Origin of the sequence: Pseudomonas sp. NPDC088368, from assembly GCF_044753445.1 — a bacterium.
In the GTDB taxonomy this organism is placed as follows: domain Bacteria; phylum Pseudomonadota; class Gammaproteobacteria; order Pseudomonadales; family Pseudomonadaceae; genus Aquipseudomonas; species Aquipseudomonas bambusae.
The window spans coordinates 101718-120971 of sequence record NZ_JBIVNG010000005.1; the positions used below are offsets into that span (position 1 = coordinate 101718).

At 60.3% G+C, this 19254-nt stretch carries 20 protein-coding genes; 9 read left to right on the forward strand and 11 right to left on the reverse strand.

Annotated features, from left to right (window positions below):
- Positions 1-87: 87 nt before the first annotated feature.
- The 4 genes from pstB (at position 88) to ACIQAL_RS11945 (ending at position 4047) form a co-directional block, all read left to right on the forward strand.
- Positions 88-921, forward strand: coding sequence for a phosphate ABC transporter ATP-binding protein PstB (gene pstB, locus ACIQAL_RS11930; RefSeq protein ID WP_401145468.1), 834 nt, complete (start codon positions 88-90; stop codon positions 919-921).
- Between the two features lie 54 nt (positions 922-975).
- Positions 976-1734 carry a phosphate signaling complex protein PhoU gene (gene phoU / locus ACIQAL_RS11935; protein ID WP_401145470.1) on the forward strand — a complete coding sequence of 253 codons (759 nt, stop codon included), beginning with the start codon at positions 976-978 and terminating at the stop codon, positions 1732-1734.
- Between the two features lie 184 nt (positions 1735-1918).
- On the forward strand, positions 1919-2815 hold the full coding sequence (locus tag ACIQAL_RS11940; protein ID WP_401145472.1) for a response regulator: 897 nt from the start codon (positions 1919-1921) through the stop codon (positions 2813-2815).
- Positions 2816-3138: 323 nt separating this feature from the next.
- Complete coding sequence (locus ACIQAL_RS11945) at positions 3139-4047, forward strand: peptidoglycan DD-metalloendopeptidase family protein (protein WP_401145474.1); 909 nt, start codon at positions 3139-3141, stop codon at positions 4045-4047.
- A 140-nt stretch (positions 4048-4187) separates the two neighbouring features.
- Here the strand turns inward: ACIQAL_RS11945 and ACIQAL_RS11950 are convergent, their stop codons facing one another.
- The 3 genes from ACIQAL_RS11950 to phoB all read right to left on the reverse strand — a co-directional run bounded on the left by ACIQAL_RS11950 (position 4188) and on the right by phoB (position 7669).
- The gene (locus tag ACIQAL_RS11950; protein ID WP_341960921.1) at positions 4188-5528 is read right to left on the reverse strand and encodes a hemolysin family protein; all 1341 of its coding nucleotides are present in this window, start codon (positions 5526-5528) and stop codon (positions 4188-4190) included.
- Between the two features lie 98 nt (positions 5529-5626).
- Entirely contained in the window at positions 5627-6928 is a 1302-nt protein-coding gene (phoR, locus tag ACIQAL_RS11955; RefSeq protein WP_401145477.1) for a phosphate regulon sensor histidine kinase PhoR, read from the reverse strand.
- A 51-nt stretch (positions 6929-6979) separates the two neighbouring features.
- Positions 6980-7669 (reverse strand): phosphate regulon transcriptional regulator PhoB, encoded by a 690-nt coding sequence (gene phoB / locus ACIQAL_RS11960; protein ID WP_062379821.1) that lies wholly within the window; start codon positions 7667-7669, stop codon positions 6980-6982.
- A 171-nt stretch (positions 7670-7840) separates the two neighbouring features.
- Between phoB and ACIQAL_RS11965 the strand changes: the two genes are divergently transcribed.
- Entirely contained in the window at positions 7841-8221 is a 381-nt protein-coding gene (locus ACIQAL_RS11965) for a hypothetical protein (RefSeq protein ID WP_401145479.1), read from the forward strand.
- 34 nt (positions 8222-8255) lie between these two features.
- On the opposite strand, the gene ubiA is transcribed toward ACIQAL_RS11965, so the two are convergent.
- Positions 8256-9146, reverse strand: coding sequence for a 4-hydroxybenzoate octaprenyltransferase (gene ubiA, locus ACIQAL_RS11970; protein WP_401145481.1), 891 nt, complete (start codon positions 9144-9146; stop codon positions 8256-8258).
- Positions 9146-9721: a chorismate--pyruvate lyase family protein gene (locus ACIQAL_RS11975; protein WP_401145483.1), complete on the reverse strand. Its 576-nt coding sequence runs from the start codon at positions 9719-9721 to the stop codon at positions 9146-9148. Before ACIQAL_RS11975 ends, ubiA begins: the two co-directional genes overlap by 1 nt.
- 201 nt (positions 9722-9922) lie before the next feature.
- On the opposite strand from ACIQAL_RS11975, the gene ACIQAL_RS11980 reads away from it, so the two are divergent.
- From ACIQAL_RS11980 to ACIQAL_RS11995, 4 genes are all read left to right on the forward strand, one after another.
- Entirely contained in the window at positions 9923-10090 is a 168-nt protein-coding gene (locus ACIQAL_RS11980; protein WP_108236219.1) for a rubredoxin, read from the forward strand.
- Positions 10091-10122: 32 nt separating this feature from the next.
- Positions 10123-11271, forward strand: coding sequence for an NAD(P)/FAD-dependent oxidoreductase (locus ACIQAL_RS11985; protein WP_401145485.1), 1149 nt, complete (start codon positions 10123-10125; stop codon positions 11269-11271).
- 188 nt (positions 11272-11459) lie between these two features.
- Positions 11460-11735, forward strand: coding sequence for an HU family DNA-binding protein (locus ACIQAL_RS11990; protein ID WP_166594027.1), 276 nt, complete (start codon positions 11460-11462; stop codon positions 11733-11735).
- A 208-nt stretch (positions 11736-11943) separates the two neighbouring features.
- Positions 11944-12318 (forward strand): SCP2 sterol-binding domain-containing protein, encoded by a 375-nt coding sequence (locus tag ACIQAL_RS11995; protein ID WP_401145487.1) that lies wholly within the window; start codon positions 11944-11946, stop codon positions 12316-12318.
- Between the two features lie 68 nt (positions 12319-12386).
- On the opposite strand, the gene ACIQAL_RS12000 is transcribed toward ACIQAL_RS11995, so the two are convergent.
- The 6 genes from ACIQAL_RS12000 to exbB all read right to left on the reverse strand — a co-directional run bounded on the left by ACIQAL_RS12000 (position 12387) and on the right by exbB (position 19109).
- Positions 12387-13781 (reverse strand): aminoacyl-tRNA deacylase and HDOD domain-containing protein, encoded by a 1395-nt coding sequence (locus ACIQAL_RS12000; protein ID WP_166594029.1) that lies wholly within the window; start codon positions 13779-13781, stop codon positions 12387-12389.
- Between the two features lie 85 nt (positions 13782-13866).
- Complete coding sequence (gene recG, locus ACIQAL_RS12005; RefSeq protein WP_401145491.1) at positions 13867-15942, reverse strand: ATP-dependent DNA helicase RecG; 2076 nt, start codon at positions 15940-15942, stop codon at positions 13867-13869.
- Between the two features lie 8 nt (positions 15943-15950).
- Positions 15951-16880, reverse strand: coding sequence for a hydrogen peroxide-inducible genes activator (locus ACIQAL_RS12010; RefSeq protein WP_166594031.1), 930 nt, complete (start codon positions 16878-16880; stop codon positions 15951-15953).
- Between the two features lie 91 nt (positions 16881-16971).
- The gene (locus ACIQAL_RS12015; RefSeq protein ID WP_401145495.1) at positions 16972-17715 is read right to left on the reverse strand and encodes an energy transducer TonB; all 744 of its coding nucleotides are present in this window, start codon (positions 17713-17715) and stop codon (positions 16972-16974) included.
- On the reverse strand, positions 17712-18137 hold the full coding sequence (gene exbD / locus ACIQAL_RS12020) for a TonB system transport protein ExbD (RefSeq protein ID WP_166594033.1): 426 nt from the start codon (positions 18135-18137) through the stop codon (positions 17712-17714). Before exbD ends, ACIQAL_RS12015 begins: the two co-directional genes overlap by 4 nt.
- Positions 18138-18140: 3 nt before the next feature.
- The gene (gene exbB / locus ACIQAL_RS12025) at positions 18141-19109 is read right to left on the reverse strand and encodes a tonB-system energizer ExbB (protein WP_166594034.1); all 969 of its coding nucleotides are present in this window, start codon (positions 19107-19109) and stop codon (positions 18141-18143) included.
- Positions 19110-19254: the final 145 nt, after the last annotated feature.

The window sequence follows — 19254 nt, forward strand, 5'->3', positions numbered from 1 at the left end:
CAAGCGGCAAGCTACAAGCCGCTCCCCGTTTGCTCCACTTGTAGCTCACGGCTTAAAGCCTGCCGCTAAAGACGATGTGAGAGAGAGATGCAGAAAGACCCACATACACACGGCGTGAACATGTCGGCTCTGGGGCGCAAGCGCCAGGGACTGGACCTCGCCAGTGAAGAGGTTGCGCTGGAAGTGCCGGGCCTGAACCTGTTCTACGGGGACAAACAGGCGTTGTTCGACATTCAGATGAACATCCCCAAGCAACGGGTGACGTCGTTCATTGGTCCGTCGGGCTGTGGCAAATCGACCTTGTTGCGCACGTTCAACCGCATGAACGATCTGGTGGACGGCTGCCGGGTGCAAGGCGAGATCAAGCTGTACGGCCATGATATTTACACCAAGGGTGAGGATGTCGCCGAACTGCGTCGTCGCGTGGGCATGGTGTTCCAGAAGCCGAACCCGTTCCCCAAGACCGTGTATGAAAACGTGGTCTATGGCTTGCGGATTCAGGGCATCAACAAAAAGCGCACGCTCGACGAGGCGGTTGAGTGGGCACTGCGTGGCGCGGCGCTGTGGGACGAGGTCAAAGACCGCCTGCATGAGTCTGCGCTCGGGCTTTCCGGTGGTCAGCAGCAACGTCTGGTGATCGCCCGCACTATCGCCGTCGAACCTGAAGTGCTGCTGCTGGATGAGCCGTGCTCCGCGCTCGACCCGATTTCGACGTTAAAAGTCGAAGAGCTGATCTACGAACTGAAATCCAAATACACCATTGTGATCGTTACCCACAACATGCAGCAGGCGGCGCGTGTATCGGATTACACCGCTTTTATGCACATGGGCAAGGTGGTCGAGTTTGGGGACACCGATACGTTGTTCACCAATCCGACCAAAAAGCAGACTGAAGACTACATAACCGGTCGTTACGGCTAGCACGTGTTTCGTCAGCCCTGAACCACCGCGCAATCAATCGGACGGACACTCAGCATGATCAAAGACAGCCACACACATCACATCTCCCAGCAGTTCAACGCTGAACTGGAAGAGGTTCGCAGCCACCTGCTGGAAATGGGTGGCCTGGTCGAGGAACAGGTCCGTTTAGCGGTCCGATCGTTAGTCGAAGCGGATTCGGGTCTCGCCCAGCAAGTCCGGGCCGCCGATGACGATATCAACCAGCGTGAGCGGATCATCGACGAAGAGTGCCTGCGCATTCTGGCCCGTCGCCAGCCAGCCGCCTCCGACCTGCGTCTGATCATCAGCATCTCCAAATCGGTGATCGATCTGGAGCGCATCGGTGATGAGTCCACCAAGATTGCCCGACGCGCCATTCAGTTGTGCGAAGAAGGCGAGTCGCCGCGGGGCTACGTGGAAGTGCGCCACATCAGCGATCAGGTCAGCAAAATGGTCCGCGATGCGCTGGACTCCTTTGCACGCTTCGACGCCGATCTGGCGTTGTCGGTCGCGCAATACGACAAGATCATCGACCGCGAATACAAGACCGCGCTGCGTGAGCTGGTCACCTACATGATGGAAGACCCGCGTTCGATTTCCCGCGTGCTCAACGTCATCTGGGCCTTGCGCTCGCTGGAACGCATCGGCGATCACGCGCGCAATATTGCGGAACTGGTGATCTACCTGGTACGCGGGACTGACGTGCGTCACCTGGGCCTCAAGCGCATGCAGGAAGAAGTCAAAGGTCTGTCTGCCGAAATACCTAATGTTCCGGCCTCGCCTGACGATAAGTAAGATTGCCTGAGAAAAAACGCCTGGCGAACGCCGGGCGTTTTTTTTGGGGATTCAGTCCTTTCAGGCCGCCTATTTTTCTGTCACCCGCGAATAAATGTCCCGGTGTCGTCAAACAATTTTGGCAGTTGGCCACCAGCCAGCGATATGCTCGCCATTTGCGGTGAACACGCCATCAGGAGCGTCGATGAGTAAAGTCAGTGTATTGGTGGTGGATGACGCGCCGTTCATCCGCGACCTGGTTAAGAAAGGGCTGCGTAACGCCTTTCCCGGCGTCACGCTGGAAGACGCAGTCAATGGCCGAAAAGCTCAGGTCCTGCTGACCAAAGAGGTCTTCGACCTGGTGTTGTGCGATTGGGAAATGCCCGAAATGTCCGGGCTTGAATTGCTGACCTGGTGCCGTCAGCAAGAAAGCCTGAAAGGCATGCCGTTCATCATGGTGACCAGCCGTGGTGACAAGGAAAACGTCATTCAGGCGATTCAGGCCGGCGTTTCCGATTTCATCGGCAAGCCGTTCACCAATGAACAGTTGCTGACCAAAGTGAAAAAGGCGCTGCACAAGGTCGGCAAGCTGGAGGCCTTGATGTCGTCCGGCCCGGCTCGTGCTGCCGCCGCATTCGCCAACGACTCGCTGAGCGCGCTGACGGGCAATCGTCCGGAAGTCGTGTCCGCCACGCCAGCGGTGTCTGCTCCGACGCAACCGTTGATCAGGCCCGCCGCTCCGGCCGCAGCGCCGACCGAACCCACCGGCCGTGGTCAGGGCCAGTTACGTCTGTCCAGCGGCACTCAGCAATGCGTGATCAAGGCCCTGACGCTGAAAGAGGCCTCGCTGGTCGTACGCCGCAGCGAAATCCTGCCACAGATTCTGGACAGCGCTGTGCTCGATCTGGAGCAAGGCGAGAACGCCGAGGTTGCCCGTTTGAACGGTTATCTGCACGCCATCGCCGCGTTCGAACAGAAACCGGACAGTGACTGGCTGCAACTGACTTTCCGTTTCGTCGACCAAGACACCCAGAAGCTCGACTACCTGTCGCGCCTGATTGCTCGCGGCACAGCGCTCAAGCACTTCGTGCCTGGGGCGTAAGTAAATCCAATTGACCGCGGTTACAGAGCGGTCACAAAACCTGTGGGAGCGAATTTATTCGCGAAAGGCCGGAACGGTCGTAACAGATGTGTCGGCTGTACGATTGCATCGCGAATGAATTCGCTCCCACAGAGTCGTTGCAGCCCCGACAGGCCGACCAAACGCACCCTCACACAGCATAGAAATTGCAAAATCCTTCGCGCCTGACCCTGACGCGATTTCCTTGACGCTTCGTCTATTGCCGATTGATACGGATAAGTCCCGTTCTATCGACTTCGCTGCTAGGCTGGGCGCCAATCGTCCCTTACGCCAGGCCTATCCCGATGTTAGAGCGCTTGCTGGTCGTGTGTGCATTGCTCTTGGCTGCGCAGTCGGCCTCGGCCATTACCATTTACCGATTCACCGATGCCAACGGCGTGGTCTCGTTCACCGACCAACCCGTCAAAGGCGCCCAGGTGATGAAGCTGCGCGAGCGCATGGTCGAGCGCATCGACAGCCAAGTGCGCCTGAACGTCAAAAAAGCCAAAGGTACCGACAGTCTTTACGTGCGCAACGACCTGTATGCGCCGGTGGAGATCGAGCTGAAGCTGTCAGGCGTGAGGAACGTCGTTGGCGTCGCCGATCAGGTCATTCGCCGCACGATTCCCGCCCGCAGCAACGAACGGCTGATCGCCCTCAGCCCGCAAATCCCGAGCAAGGCGATGGCCTACAAGCCGAGCTTGCGCTCGATTGTCGGCGACCCGCAGCGGGGCCTTGTGAGCAACGTGGGCGGGTATCGCTATCCGCTGCCTTGGGTCGGCGGGCCATTCCGCATCAGCCAAGGCCCCAACGGCGCCTACAGTCATGTGGGTGCGAGAAGCCGCTACGCCATCGACATTGCCATGCCGGAAGGCACACAGATCATTGCCGCGCGCAGCGGGACCGTGATCAAGACCGAGAACAGCCAGACAGGCCGAGGCGCGAACCCCTCAGGCAACTTCGTGCGCATCTTGCACGACGACGGAACGATGGGCGTTTACCTGCATTTGAAGCAAGGGTCGGTCAGCGTGAAGGAAGGGCAGCGCATTGTGGTGGGCACGCCACTGGGGCTTTCCGGCAACACCGGCAACAGCACTGGGCCGCATTTGCACTTCGTGGTGCAGCGCAACGTCGGGCTGGCGCTGGAGTCGATCCCCTACGAATTCGCACAGCCAGTGCAGAGCCTGCCGAATTTTGCGATTGGCGGGAATTGATATCGGTGCGGCGGAGTGTGTCTCTGTAGGAGCGAATTCATTCGCGAGAGGCCGGTGAATCCAACACATCTCCGTCGGATGTGCCGCCGCTTCGCGAATGAATTCGCTCCCACAGGTTTTCCATATCGTTCGGGCTTACATCAATCCAGCTTCAACACCTTCGCCAGCACAATCTTCGGGCCTTTCATCTTTTTGATGATGATGCGCAGCCCTTCGACTTCCATGACTTCCTCTTCCTCAGGCACGCGCTTTAGGCTGTCGTAAATCAGGCCGGCAAGGGTTTCGGCCTCGACGTGGTCCAGATCGATGCTCAGCAGCCGCTCGACCTTGAACAGCGGCGTGTCGCCCCGCACCAGCAGTTTGCCCGGTTGGTACGCGAGGATGCCGCGCTCGGCCTTGCGGTGTTCGTCCTGAATGTCGCCGACCAGCACTTCCAGCACGTCTTCCATGGTCAGGTAGCCGATCACCTTGCCATCGGCTTCCTCGACCAGAGCGAAGTGCGCGCCGCCCTGACGGAACTGCTCCAGCAGGCGCGACAGCGGCATGTGTTTGGACACGCGCTCAAGCGGACGGGTCAGCTCAGCGAGGTCGAACGCTTCCGGGAGATGATCCAGCGCCGCCAGTTCTAGCAACAGGTCCTTGATGTGCAGCAGGCCGACGAATTCGCCACGCTCGGCGTCGTACACCGGGTAGCGGCTGAACTTGTGGCGGCGGAACAGCGCGAGGATTTCCTTGAGCGGTGCGTTGAAATCCAGCGTGACGAGGTCTTCGCGGGAGTTTGCCCAGTCCACCACTTCCAGCTCACCCATTTCCACGGCTGACGCCAGCACACGCATGCCTTGATCGCTCGGGTCCTGGCCCCGGCTGGAGTGCAGGATCAGCTTGAGCTCTTCGCGGCTGTAATGGTGCTCGTGATGCGGGCCGGGCTCGCCTTGGCCTGCAATGCGCAGAATGCCGTTGGCGCTGGCGTTGAGCAGGTAAATCGCCGGGTACATGGCCCAGTAGAACAGGTACAGCGGCACCGCCGTCCACAGCGAAAGCAGCTCTGGTTTGCGAATGGCCCAGGATTTGGGTGCCAGCTCGCCGACCACGATGTGCAGGTAAGAAATGAGGAAGAAGGCCGTGAAGAACGACACGCCTTTGACGACTTCCGGCGAGTTCACACCGAGCATTTCCAGCAGCGGCGCCAGCAAATGCGCGAACGCAGGTTCACCGACCCAACCCAGGCCAAGTGAGGCGAGGGTGATGCCCAGCTGACAGGCCGAGAGGTAGGCGTCGAGTTGACTGTGAACCGTGCGCAGGATGCGGCCGCGCCAGCCGTTTTTCTCGGCAATGGCTTCCACGCGTGTAGAGCGCAGTTTGACCATGGCGAACTCTGCCGCAACGAAGAAGCCGTTGAGCAGGACCAGAATCATTGCGAAGAGAATCATGCCGAAGTCGGCGAAAATCGAAGCGAGGCTAATACCAGGGGAAGGGTCCATGATGGAGTTTTGCAGGTTCCGTTTTGATAAGGGACGTCATAAACCCCCACGAATCGGGGGCATAAGCGCAGCAATTTAGCGGCTATCCACGTGCTTTGCTAGGGCTTGGTCATTTGCGCGGGAGCGAAGTTGCAGATAAATACGCTGCCTTTGCCCAACACACTGTTGATCTCCATTGCGCCCCGATGGCGCAACAGCACGTGCTTGACGATGGCCAACCCCAATCCGGTGCCGCCCGTATTTGACGCACGGCTGGAGTCGACGCGGTAGAAGCGCTCGGTCAGGCGTGGGATGTGCTTGGGATCGATGCCGATGCCCGAGTCCTGCACGCTCAAATGCGCGCCACGCCCGTCAGCCCACCAGCGAACGCGGATCCTGCCGTCGGCGGGGGTGTATTTCACGGCGTTGAAGATCAAGTTGGAGAACGCGCTTCGCAACTCCGCTTCGCTGCCTTTGAGGTTCACGTGGTCTTCGATGTCCAGCGTGATCTGCTGATTCTTGCTGCCGGACAACGCCTGCGCGTCACTGGTAATGGATTGCAGGAGGGCGGGGACCGACACGGGCTGGTTGTCCGACGGGTAATCGGTGGCTTCGAGCTTCGCCAGCAACAGCAGGTCGTTGAGCAGGGTCTGCATGCGGCCACCTTGCTGGCTCATCTGCTGCAAAGCACGCAGCCAGCGAGGGTTCACGTCTTCGGCGTTATCGAGCAGGGTTTCCAGATAACCACAGATGACCGTCAGTGGCGTGCGCAGCTCATGGGAAACGTTGGCGACGAAGTCCTTGCGCATCTGTTCCAGCTGGTGAAGACGAGTGACATCGCGCACCAGCATCAGGTGCTCGTTGTTGCCGTAGCGGGTGATCAGCATCTGGATGCGCAGACGGTCGTTGACCGGCGACGGGATCTCCAGCGGCTCGGCGTAGTTGGCCTGCGCGAAATATTCTTTGAAGCGCGGGTGGCGCACCAGGTTGGTGACCGGCTGGCCGCTGTCCTGAGGCGTTTTGAGGCCCAGCAGCGTTTCGGAGGCGCGGTTCCACCACTCAAGGTTGCCGTCGCTGTCGAGCATGATCACCGCGTCTTTCAGTGCCGCCGTGGACTCCTGCACGCGATCAATGACTGCTTGCAAACGCCCCCGCACGCGCTGGTCGCGGCGTTGCAGGTGATAAATGCTGTCGAAGACGTCGCCCCACAGGCCGTAGCCGTCAGGCGGTGGCTCGTCGGGTTTGTGATGGCGCAACCAATCGTGCAGACGCAGCAATTGTTTGAGGGTCCAGGCCAGGTACAGACCCAGAGCGACAGCCAGGCACGCGCCGTAATGCCCACTGATCAGCCCGGCCAGCAGCGCGGCCGTGACCAATAGCAGCAGATGGCGGATCAGGGTGCCATGCCAGTTGTGATTCAATTAACGCGTCCTTGTCTTCAGCGAATGGCGAATCCGCTCCCAAAAGCGTGCTCAGCTTTTGGTGGAGAAACGGTAGCCAGTACCGCGGACGGTTTGTACCAGATTTTCATAGGCATCGCCGAGGGCCTTGCGTAGACGACGGATGTGAACGTCCACAGTGCGCTCTTCGACATACACATTGCCGCCCCAGACCTGATCAAGCAACTGACCACGGGTGTAGGCGCGTTCCTGGTGCGTCATGAAGAACTGCAGCAGGCGGTATTCGGTCGGGCCCATCTCGGCAGGCTTGCCGTCGATGGTGACACGGTGGCTGATTGGATCGAGCAACAGGCCGCCGACTTCGATAGGCGACTCGCCGTCGTTCGGACCCGCACGACGCAGCACGGCCTTGAGGCGCGCGACCAGTTCGCGGGGGGAGAAAGGCTTGGTGATGTAATCATCGGCGCCGACTTCAAGACCCTGGATCTTGTTGTCCTCTTCGCCTTTGGCGGTGAGCATGATGATCGGGATGTCGCCGGTCAGCTCGTCGCGCTTCAAACGGCGGGCCAGCTCGATGCCGGAAGTGCCGGGCAGCATCCAGTCGAGCAGAATCAAATCGGGTTTGCGGTCGACGATGACGGCGTGAGCCTGTTGAGAGTTCTCTGCCTCCATGCAGTCATAGCCGGCCATTTCCAGTGCGACGGCGATCATCTCGCGAATCGGCGCTTCGTCGTCGACGATCAGAATGCTCCTGCCAACCATGCCTCGAACCTCATGTCATTTAACTGTCTTGGGGCGCATTAGATAACGGAATTATTGCAGTCGTGTGACAGGTTAGTTCGAATGAGGCGCGAAGTCTGGCCTCGCGCTAGACTGTCGGTCCTGTCCTACAACAAATGTCTAAATAACGACGAACAAAAAGAGGATGTACCGATGGCTAAAATATCTTCCGCCTTCATGAGCCTTCTGGCCGCTGCCGCCCTGGCCTCGTCCGGCCTGGCGTTCGCTGCCGCGCCGGCAATGACCACTGGGGGCGTCCTGACAGACCACAAAGGCATGACCCTCTACACCTTCGACAAAGACACCTCAGCCGGTAAGTCGGTGTGCAACGATCAATGTGCAACCAACTGGCCACCGTTGACCGCCAGCGCCAGTGATAAAGCCGAGGGCGACTGGACGATCATCAAGCGTGACGACGGCGCTTCGCAGTGGGTCTATAAAGGCAAACCGCTCTACACCTTCAAAGCCGACAAAGCCGAGGGTGACAAAACCGGCGACGGCAAAGGTGACGTCTGGCACGTGGCCAAGCCTTGATCTGACGCCTCAATCTGCGCTGTCCCGCAATGGGTCAGCGCAGCGCGTAGTCCACGACAATTCCGACGAAGATCGCCAATCCCGCCCAGTGGTTATGCAGAAAGGCTTTGAAACAGGCCTGCGGATCTTTGTCCCGCGTCGACCAGAACTCCCACGCGAAACACCCGGCGGCTACGAGCAGGCCGAGGAAAAAGTACAGCCCCAGCCCGAAGCGTGAGCCGGCCAGCATCAGGCAGAACAGCGCCAAGCCCTGCAGCGTCAGGATGATCACTCGGTCCGCATCGCCGAACAGCACCGCCGTGGACTTCACGCCAATCTTCAAGTCGTCTTCGCGGTCGGTCATCGCGTAATAGGTGTCGTAGCCCACCGTCCACAAGAGGTTGGCGATGTACAGCAGCCATGCCGCGGCGGGCAGATCGCCAGTCTGCGCGGTGAACGCCATCGGCATGCCCCACGAAAACGCCGCGCCCAGCACCACTTGCGGGTAATAGGTGTAGCGCTTCATGAATGGGTACGTCGCCGCCAGCGCCAGGCCGCCAAACGACAGCCAGATCGTGGTGGCGTTGGTCAGCAAGACAAGACCGAAGCTCAGCGCCACCAGAATCGCGAACAGCGCCAGCGCTTCCTTCGACGTGACTTTGCCACTCACCAGCGGGCGTTGCTCGGTGCGTTTGACGTGACCATCGACCTTGCGGTCCGCGAAGTCATTGATCACGCAGCCTGCGGCACGCATCAGAAACACGCCGATCACGAAAATCAGCACATTGCCCAAAGACGGCGAGCCTTTGCCCGCGATCCACAACGCCCACAGCGTCGGCCATAGCAGCAGGTAAATGCCGATCGGCTTCTCGATGCGCATCAGTTGAATGAAGCCCCACGCGCGAGGGTGCAGGCGGGAGAGGGCTCTGAGCAGCGACAGGTACATCAGCGGCGCTCCTGATGGGAATCGGCAATGTGATCGATGGCGTGCCAGACCGTCGGCAAAAACACTTCAGCCACCAGAATGCTCAACGGGCCGCGGCTGAAGCAGGAGCGTCGACCCCAGAGACCGGGCGCGACATCGGCGTCAGGCAGCCACGGCGCGGGGTATTGGCAGATTTGCAATGGGCCGCGTGCGAACGCGCGGTCGCTGAACAACAACTCGCCCAGCGAACGTGTGCCCAGTTCATCCATGTGCAGGCCGTCCTGTTCAAGCGCGGCGCGCCCGGCGACGCTCCGAGCGAACACCCATTTTTCGCCATGCCCCAGCAGGTACACCTCGCGAACCCAGCCTTCACTGCCATCGGGCAAGCCCAACGCCAAGCACTCGTCGGCGCGCATGCGTTGCCAACCCTCGAACAACGGCATGACGCTAAAGCCATCGTGAGAGAGCCGGGTCAGGCGGCGAGTCAGGGAGTCTTCGTGGAACAGCCATTCGAGGACGACGGTGTCAGGCGCTTCGATCAGTTGATCGCGCGACAGCCAGTGAGGGGAAGGGCATGCAGGATTTTGCTGGATCACAGTGAGCAGATATTGGCAGCAATCGAGGCGGCGAGCTTAGCATGATTGACGATTCTGGCCGACGACCGGAGCGGGTCATAAGCGTCGATGAAACTTGCGTCATCGCCCTGCGATCAGTAAAACGCCCTGACCCATTCGAAAAAGTGCGACGACCGCCAAACGTCTGGGCCCGTCCAGCCTGAGAACCGAGAGAACCGACTGATGAAAAAGTGGCAATGCATTGTCTGTGGCCTGATTTACAACGAAGCCGACGGTTGGCCCGATGACGGCATTGCACCCGGTACCCGCTGGGAAGACGTGCCGGAAGACTGGCTGTGCCCTGATTGTGGCGTCGGCAAGATGGATTTCGAGATGATCGAAATCGCCTGATTTTTGTTTTCTGACTGACTGTGGAGAAGTGAATGAACGCGCCTGTGGTGATCATCGGAACTGGCCTGGCGGGCTCTAACCTCGCCCGCGAATTTCGCAAGCTCGATGGCGAAACCCCGCTGTTGCTGATCACCGCCGATGACGGTCGTTCCTATTCCAAGCCCATGCTTTCCACCGGCTTTGGCAAAAACAAGGAAGCCGACGGCCTGAGCATGGCCGAACCCGGCGCGATGGCCGAGCAATTGAAAGCCGAAGTGCGTACCCACACCCGTGTCAGCGGCATCGACCCTGGCCACAAACGCCTGTGGATCGGCGAAGAGTCGGTTCACTACCGCGACCTGATCCTGGCGTGGGGCGCGGAAATCGTGCGCGTGCCAGTCGAAGGTGACGCGAGCGATGCGATCTTCCCGATCAACGATCTGGAAGACTACGCGCGTTTTCGTGCAGCCGCGTCGGGCAAGCGTCGCGTGCTGATTCTGGGCGTTGGCCTGATTGGCTGCGAGTTCGCCAACGACCTGATTCTTGGCGGTTACGAGGTCGACTTGGTCGCGCCGTGCGAGCAAGTCATGCCGACCTTGCTGCATCCAGCGGCTGCGGCTGCCGTGCAGGCAGGATTGGAAAGTCTCGGTGCGCGTTTCCATTTGGGGCCTGTACTGAGTCGCCTGGCCCGGACTGAAGACGGCCTCGAAGCGCACCTGTCCGATGGCGAAGTGTTGCAGTGCGATCTGGTGGTCTCGGCCATTGGGTTGCGCCCGCGTGTCGATCTCGCGGCGGCAGCGGGTCTTGAGATCGGCCGCGGCGTGGTGGTCGATCGTCACCTTAAAACTTCTCACGCCAATATCTATGCGTTGGGCGATTGCGCCGAAGTCGATGGCCTCAACTTGCTGTACGTGATGCCGCTGATGAGTTGCGCCCGTGCGTTGGCACAAACCCTCGCCGGGACGCCGACTGCCGTGAAGTACGGCCCGATGCCCGTGACCGTTAAAACCCCTGTATGCCCGTTGGTGGTTTCACCGGTTCCTAAAGGCCTGGAAGGTGTCTGGAGCGTCGAAGGGCAAGGCGCTGACATCAAGGCGCTGTGCCACGATGCGAGCGGCAACCTGCTGGGCTACGCGCTCACCGGGGCGGCGGTGTTGGACAAACTGGCGCTCAACAAGGCACTCCCGCCACTCTTGGCGTAAATACTTGTCGTTCTGTCGGATAAGGCACGTTTTTGTTGCTACAAACGTCGCTCCTGCACTGGCGCGGGATTCTGCAGCATGCCATCCTCATTCCGGTCTGCCGCTACGTAGAGCCGTCGCGGCACCTGCTCGCTGCCCGCCAGGGCCGCACGGGACATAAAAACAAAAAACCGTAAAAGAGGCTTCATATGCGTAAACCAGAACTCGCAGCCGCTATTGCTGAAAAAGCAGATCTCACCAAAGAACAAGCCAATCGCGTCCTCAATGCCGTCCTGGACGAAATCACCAACGCCTTGCACAAAAAGGACAGCGTGACCCTCGTGGGCTTCGGCACTTTCCTGCAACGCCATCGTGGCGCACGCACGGGTAAAAACCCGCAGACGGGCGAGCCGGTGAAAATCAAAGCCAGCAACACCGTAGCGTTCAAGCCAGGCAAGCTTCTGAAAGACACTGTTAACCCGTAATAAATCGCTGGACGCCTTGCGGAAGGCGAACGGCAGCCAATGGGCATACCTGCAAAAGCGGGATGCCCATTTTTATTGCCCGCGATTTACGGAGCGCTGTCTATCCCGCCATTTTGCGACCAGCAGGTTCTGCTCGTTCACCTCGTCTTCAAGCTCGCTACACTGGCGCTCAACGCTGTATTCGCACGTGTCGGTAGAGGCCTTGAACATGAAGTTTCGCTTTCTTCTCTGGATGCTGGGCCTGTTGATGGCGCGCGCCAGTCGCACTAACCCGGCTTTTCAGCAACAACTGGCGGGCAAAGACCTGACGTTTCAGTTGCAGACGCAGGATGGCAAGGTCGCACGGCATTTTGTGGTGCGCGATCAGCGCGTCAGCAGCCAGAGTGGCGCGGTGGCCGCGCCCGCCTTTGCGATTTCGTTCAAGGATGCCGCCTACGGTTTCGCCACGATGCAGGCGAAGAACAAGCAGTTGGCGTTCATGCAGGGGATTCAGGACAAGAACATTCAGGTTACCGGCAACACCGGACTGGTGATGTGGTTTCAGGGCCTGACGAAGTATTTGAAGCCGAGGAAGAAGAAATAACACGCCGGTGATGTTCGCCGGGCGCTGAATCTGTGGGAGCCAGCAAGCCGGCTCCCACACGCCTCATGTCAGTGAAACTGCGACGCCAACTCGCGCAGCAGCACTTCGGCTTCCAGCACTTTCTGCACCACGTCTTCGGCTTTTTCACGCGGCAATTGCAGACGCTCGAACAGCTCATCCGGAATGCTTTCCATCGGGCCAGAGCCGATGCCTTCCTTGCGCAGCAAGCGCACCGCCAGGCATACCAGGTTGGCGTACTTATGGTGTTCGCCGTCGTAGTGCGGGTCGTGCTGAAAGCGCAGGGCTGTGGCCAGCTCGTCGGGCATGTCCCAATTGCGCATCAGCCACGCGCCGATCTGTTCGCGTGTAATGCCCAGCAGGTGCTGTTCCACGAAGCTGTGGTGCAGGTGCGGGTTGACCTCGATCTGACGGCAGATCAACGAGAAGTGCGGCGGAAACACATGGGCCAGCAGCAGATAGCCGAAGTTGTGCAGCAAGCCCGCCAGGTAGGTCAGGCCGCTCTCAGGGCGCTCTGCGCGCGGCATGGCGCGGGTCAGGCCCTCGATGACCGCTGCTGTGTAGATCGACTGCTGCCAGTACGGCGTCGCGTGCTGCGGGTGATCCTTCGGCAATTCCAGGGTTTTGCCCAGTGCCAGGCCCAAGGCCAGGTTGATCACCAGATCGAAACCCAGCACGCGAACGATGGCATCTTCAACCGAGCGAATCTTGCCTGCCGAGCCGTAATAGGGCGACGCGGCCCAGCTCACCACCTGGGCGGCCAAGGCAGGGTCAGTTTCGACGACACCCGTGATGTCATCGATCGTGGCATCCGGGTCGACCCGTAGCTTGATGATCTTCTGCGCGGTGTCGGCCAGCGGCGGGATTTCCACGGTCGCTTCCAAGCGCTGCTGGATGCGGCGCGCAGTGAAGTTCTGCACAGCCTTAGTGATTTCCTCGCGATCGTCGTCCGGGCGCTTGAGGTTCGGCGTGACGGTCGAGACCAGGTGGCCGAACGTCGCGGCGCTGGCCTTGCTCAGGAGCGTCTTGAAGTCATCGCTGCTGATTTCCAGCAACAAGCCCGGCTCGCCAGACTCGATCAGTACGGTCGGCTCCAACAGGAGGCGTTCGTCGTACAGGCACGGTGAGCTGGTCAAGGCGGGAAGGGCAGGCAGGCTGCGCAAGTTGTTCTTGCTGAGCATCTGGTCCAGATGATCCTGCGAAACCGCTGTCAGCTTGCGGCCGGTCAGCTCGGTAATGCGATTCAGGTCCAGCAGTTGGTTTTGCGGAAACAGGACCAGCAGCGCGCCGACGGTGTCATGGGCCAAGATGGCCTGCACCTTTTGCGCAGTCGGAAGTGTGTCGTCGTCCATGACTTCGCGGAAGTTGATGGCAGCTTTGCCAAGCAACTGTCGAATGACAGACGGGGCGTGTTGGGTTGCGTCGATTTGGGCAACTTCTGTCATGGCCTGTATCCAGATTCCTACAATTGCTGAAGTATAACCAGCTTGGTTGTTCTATAGGTGAGACACGTTCCGATTGCCGACCACTTCACACTTGCCCGTATTGCTGGCCGTGGCGCAACCAGCGTTCCAGCAACGGACTCACGTGTGCTGGCCAGCGTTCGAGCAATGCCTGGGCAGCGTCTCGGACTGCCGGCAGCAGGTCAGCATCTCGCATCAGGTCGGCGACCTTGAATTGCAGCAGGCCTGTTTGTCGCGTACCGAGCATCTCGCCCGGGCCGCGTAGTTCGAGGTCTTTTTCCGCAATCACGAAACCGTCGTTGGTCTCGCGCATGATCCCCAATCGCTGTTTGCCGATCTGCGACAGAGGAGGATGGTACAACAGCACGCAATGGCTGGCTGCACTGCCGCGCCCCACTCGTCCGCGCAATTGGTGCAATTGCGCCAGGCCCAGTCGCTCGGGGTTTTCGATGATCATCAGGCTGGCGTTGGGCACGTCCACACCGACCTCGATCACCGTGGTGGCGACCAGCAACTGTAAATTGCCTTGTTTGAATTCGGCCATGACGGCGGCTTTCTCGGCCGGCTTCATGCGACCGTGAATCAGCCCCACTTTGAGTTCGCCGAGGGCACTGGTCAGTTCTTCGAACGTGGTCTCGGCGGCTTGGCAGGTCAGCTCTTCAGACTCTTCGATCAGCGTGCACACCCAATAAGCCTGGCGTCCTTCGGCGCAGGCGTTTCGAACACGTTCGACGACTTCGATCCGGCGGCTGTCAGCCACCAGCACCGTGTTAACCGGCGTCCGTCCGGGCGGCAGCTCATCAAGGATCGACGTGTCGAGGTCCGCGTAAGCGCTCATCGCCAGCGTGCGCGGGATGGGTGTCGCCGTCATGATCAGCTGGTGCGGGCACATCCGACCGCCGACGCCTTTCTTGCGCAGGGCCAGACGCTGTTGCACACCAAAGCGGTGCTGCTCGTCGATGATCACCAAGGCCAGGTTCTTGAACTGCACTTCGTCCTGAAACAACGCATGGGTCCCGACTACCATGGGCGCACCGTTGGCGATCTGTTCAAGTGACGCGGCCCGGGCCTTGCCTTTGAGCTTGCCTGCCAGCCACGCGGTTTCGATGCCCAAGGGTTCGAGCCAGCGGGTGAAATTGATGAAGTGCTGCTCGGCGAGAATCTCGGTCGGCGCCATCAGTGCGACCTGATAACCCGCTTCCAGGGCCTGCAACGCGGCGAGGGCCGCGACAACGGTTTTGCCCGCGCCTACATCACCCTGAATCAGCCGCAGCATGGGTTCCTGTTGACTGAGGTCGTAGGCGATTTCCTTGCCGACCCGCTGCTGGGCCCCCGTCGGTGGAAAGCCGAGGTTCGCCAGAAACTGCTTCGGTAGCTTTTTAGCCAGGGGCAGGGCGGGGGCGCGCTGGGAGCGCAGGCTTTCGCGCAGGCGTTGCTGGGACAGTTGATGCGTCAGCAGTTCTTCGAACGCCAACCGGTGCTGGGCCCAGTGATGGCCGAGTGCGAGTTCTTCGACATCGGCGTCTGCCGGTGGGTGGTGCAGATAATGTATGGCGTCCGACAGCGGGGCGAGTTGGTAGTCCCGCGCCAGCTCGTCGGGGAGCCAGTCAGGCAGGCTTTTCGGGCCGAGCATGCCGAGGCTTTGCTGGCACAACTGGCGCAATCGCTGCTGTGTGAGGCCTTCGGTCAGGGGGTAAATCGGCGTGAGCGTCTGCTCCACGGCGACATGCTCTTCACCGGTAATGGCGCGGTATTCCGGGTGATAGATTTCCAGCCCCGACGCCCCGGGCCTCGCTTCGCCGTAGCAGCGCACGTGGGTACCACGCTTGAGACCGTCTTTCTGCGCGTTGCTGAAGTGATAGAAACGCAGGCTCAGCACGCCTGTGCCGTCACCCAGCCGCACCAACAGGCTGCGACGCTTGCCCATCACCACGTCAGCGCCGCTCACCACCCCTTCGATCACCGCGTCCTGCCCCGGCCGCAACGCGCCGATGGGCACGACACGGGTGCGATCCTGATAGCGCAGGGGCAAGTGAAACAGGACGTCCTGAATGTTTTCCAGGCCGACCTTCGCCAGCTTTTCAGCCATGGCCTCGCCGACGCCCTTGAGCGCCGTGACCGAGACGTGGGACAGCTCAGTCATACCGCCACTTAGCTCGCTTCGGCCTGGGCTTTAGGGCGCGCAACCGAGCACAGGCGGATCGAGTCAGCCAGGATTTCGATGGCTTTAGGCCGTGGGAAACTGGCACGCCAGGCGATGGCCACTGTGCGGAACGGCACAGGTGGCGACAGCGGACGGACCTCGATCACGCCAGGCGCGTAGTGGTGACTGTCCACAGCGGACATCGGCAGAATCGACACCCCAAGCCCCGACGCAACCATATGACGGATGGTTTCCAGCGAACTGGATTCGACCGTGGTGTGCTTGGCGCTGTCGCCACCCTTGACCAGCGTTGGGCAGGCTTCGAGGACCTGATCGCGGAAGCAATGGCCTTCGCCCAACAGCAGCAGGCTCTTGTCGTTCAGCGCCGAAGCGTCGATGGTGGCTTTCTGGGTCCACGCGTGGTCGGCCGGCATCAGCACGTAGAACGGCTCGTCGTACAGCGACATGGTCAGCACGTCGGCTTCGTTGAACGGCAGAGCGATGATGATCGCGTCGAGTTCGCCGTTGCGCAGCTTGTCGCGCAGCACGTGAGTGAAGTTCTCTTCGATGTACAACGGCATTTGCGGGGCGACCCGATGCAGTTGAGGAATCAGATGAGGGAACAGGTAAGGTCCGACGGTGTAGATCGCGCCGACTTTGAGCGGGGCGGTCAGTTGGTTCTTGCCGGTCTGGGCGAGTTCACGGATGCCTTGAGCTTGTTCGAGCACCTTCTGTGCCTGAGCCACGATGCCCTCGCCAACCGGCGTAAGACGTACCGCACTCTTGCTGCGCTCGAAAATCAGCACACCGAGTTCATCTTCCAGCTTCTTCACGCCCACCGACAGCGTCGGCTGGCTGACATGGCAGCGCTCGGCCGCGTGGCCGAAATGCTGCTCTTGAGCGAGGGTAACGATATAGCGCAATTCTGTGAGGGTCATAGCGTGCGTCCATGAAGTTGCGGCCCCAGCATAGCGGGTGCAATCGATAGACGCACGTTATCAGGCACTCTGTCTTTGCAAAAACGTCGTTTCAGCGTTTATCCAGCGAATAAACGAACGGCGCAACGACTTCGAGGGTGCCATTGTTGAGCAATTCCGGTGGCGGCTTGGGCAGCGGCTGAGCGCGACGGATCATTTCCAGCGTCGCCCGATCCAGTGACGCACTGCCCGAAGCCCCCGCGATTTCGTACGACAGCACGCGACCTTCACCATCGACGACGAAGCGCAAACGGTTGATGCCTTGCATGCCGCGACGGCGCGCGTCTTCCGGGTACTTCTTGAATTTGCTCAGGTGACGCAGCAGGTCGCCCTGCCAGCTCGGCAATGCGGTGCTCGGCGGCGCAGGCGGGGCCTGTTCCGGGGCGGCGGATTTTTCCGGCTTGGCGTTGGAGGGCTGAGTGTCTACCGGTTTTTCATCGGCAGGCTTCTCTTCCTTCGGCGGCTCGACCTTCTTCACCGGCTTCGGCGGCTGAGGCTTGGGCTTCGGCTTGACCGGTTTCGGAATCGCGATTTCCGGTTTTGGCGCTTCGGCGATAGGCGGAATCGGCAGTTGCTCTTCAGGCGCAGGGGGCTGCGGCGGTTGAACGACTTTTGGCGGTGGCGGCGGCGCTGGCTCGGGAACAGGCGCCAGCTCGATCATCATCGCGGCCGGTGGCAGTTCGACGGCCTGCGGAGAGGACCACCGCAGGGCGACGAGAATCGCCACGGCGTGGACCGCCAGCACCAACAACAGACTACCGCTATAGCGCGTCAGTTTTTGGCGCGTATTGATCATTTCTTACCAACCGTCTCAAGACCCACCAGGCCGACTTTCAGGTAACCGGCCCCGCGCAGGAGGTTCATCACCTCCATCAGATCGCCGTAATCCACGCCTTTGTCGGCCTGGAAGAAGATCGTCGTGTCCTTCTTGCCTTTTGTCTTGGCGTCCAGCACCTGACCGATCTGCTCGCGGGCGACCTTTTCGTCGCCCAGGTACAGGCTCTGGTCGGCCTTGACGCTCAGGAACACTGGCTTTTCGGGTCGGGGCGCGGGTTTCGCCGTGGAGGCGGGCAGGTCGACCTTGATGTCGACCGTAGCCAGAGGCGCCGCCACCATGAAGATAATCAGCAGCACCAGCATGACGTCGATGAACGGCGTCACGTTGATTTCGTGGTTCTCGGCGAGGTCGTCGCCACCTTCGTTAAGATGCAGGCCCATGGTTTACCCCATTTTTACCATGTGCGGCTGTTGGGCACGTTCAACGGCGGGCTGGTGATCCAGATCGCGGCTGACGAGCAACAGAACCTGTGCCGAGGCATCGGACACTTGCGCCTTGTAGCCTGCGATGGAGCGGGCGAAGACGTTGTAGATCACCACCGCCGGAATCGCGGCGACCAGACCCAGTGCCGTGGCGAGCAGGGCTTCGGCGATACCCGGCGCTACGACGGCGAGGTTGGTGGTCTGAGTCTTGGCGATGCCGATGAAGCTGTTCATGATGCCCCACACGGTGCCGAACAGGCCCACGAACGGCGCGGTGGAACCGATGGTGGCGAGTACGCCGGTGCCCATGCTCATGTTGCGACCGCACGCGGCAACCAGACGCTCCAGACGGAAGCTGACGCGTTCCTTGATGCCCTCGCGTTCGCGGCTGTTCACCGACAGGTGCATTTCTTCGAGGGCGTCATGAACCAGAAGATTGGCGAGCGTGCCTTGCTTCTTGGCACCGGCGCTGGCTTCGTCCAGAGTACGCGCGCGCTTGAGGGCGGCGATTTCGCCCTTGAGGCGACGCTTGGCGCCCAGCAGTTCGAAGCCTTTGGCGATCCAGATGGTCCAAGTGATGATCGAGGCGATGGCCAGGCCGATCATCACGGCTTTGACGACGATGTCGGCGTTTTTGTACATGCCCCACGGCGACAGGTCATGGGACATACCCAGGCTGTTGTCTTGTGCAGCGGCTTCAAGCGACTCGGTCGGTGCGGCAGGGTCTTGAACGGCAGGCGCCGCCGAGGTGTCCACTGGGGTGGCGGTTGGCGCGGCCGATTGCACAGCAGGCGTTTGCGCGGGGGCATTGGAGTCGGCGAAGGCGATGGGTGTCAGCATCAGGCTGAACAACACCGCTGCGAGTGCGCGAACTGCGCGTGGCAGACCTGAAGACATAGTGGGGGAAGCGGGGGATTGAGTGCGTGTCATGCTGGCCCGACCTGATATTGAAAAGGTGTTTCGTTCTAAGTGCGTCGCGCTGGCGCGAGGCGAGCGGAGGAGAACAAAGGGCCGGTATTATTGCAAGTAATTCTTGTTAACAAAAGTAATAGAGTATCTTTTTTTAACACGAACG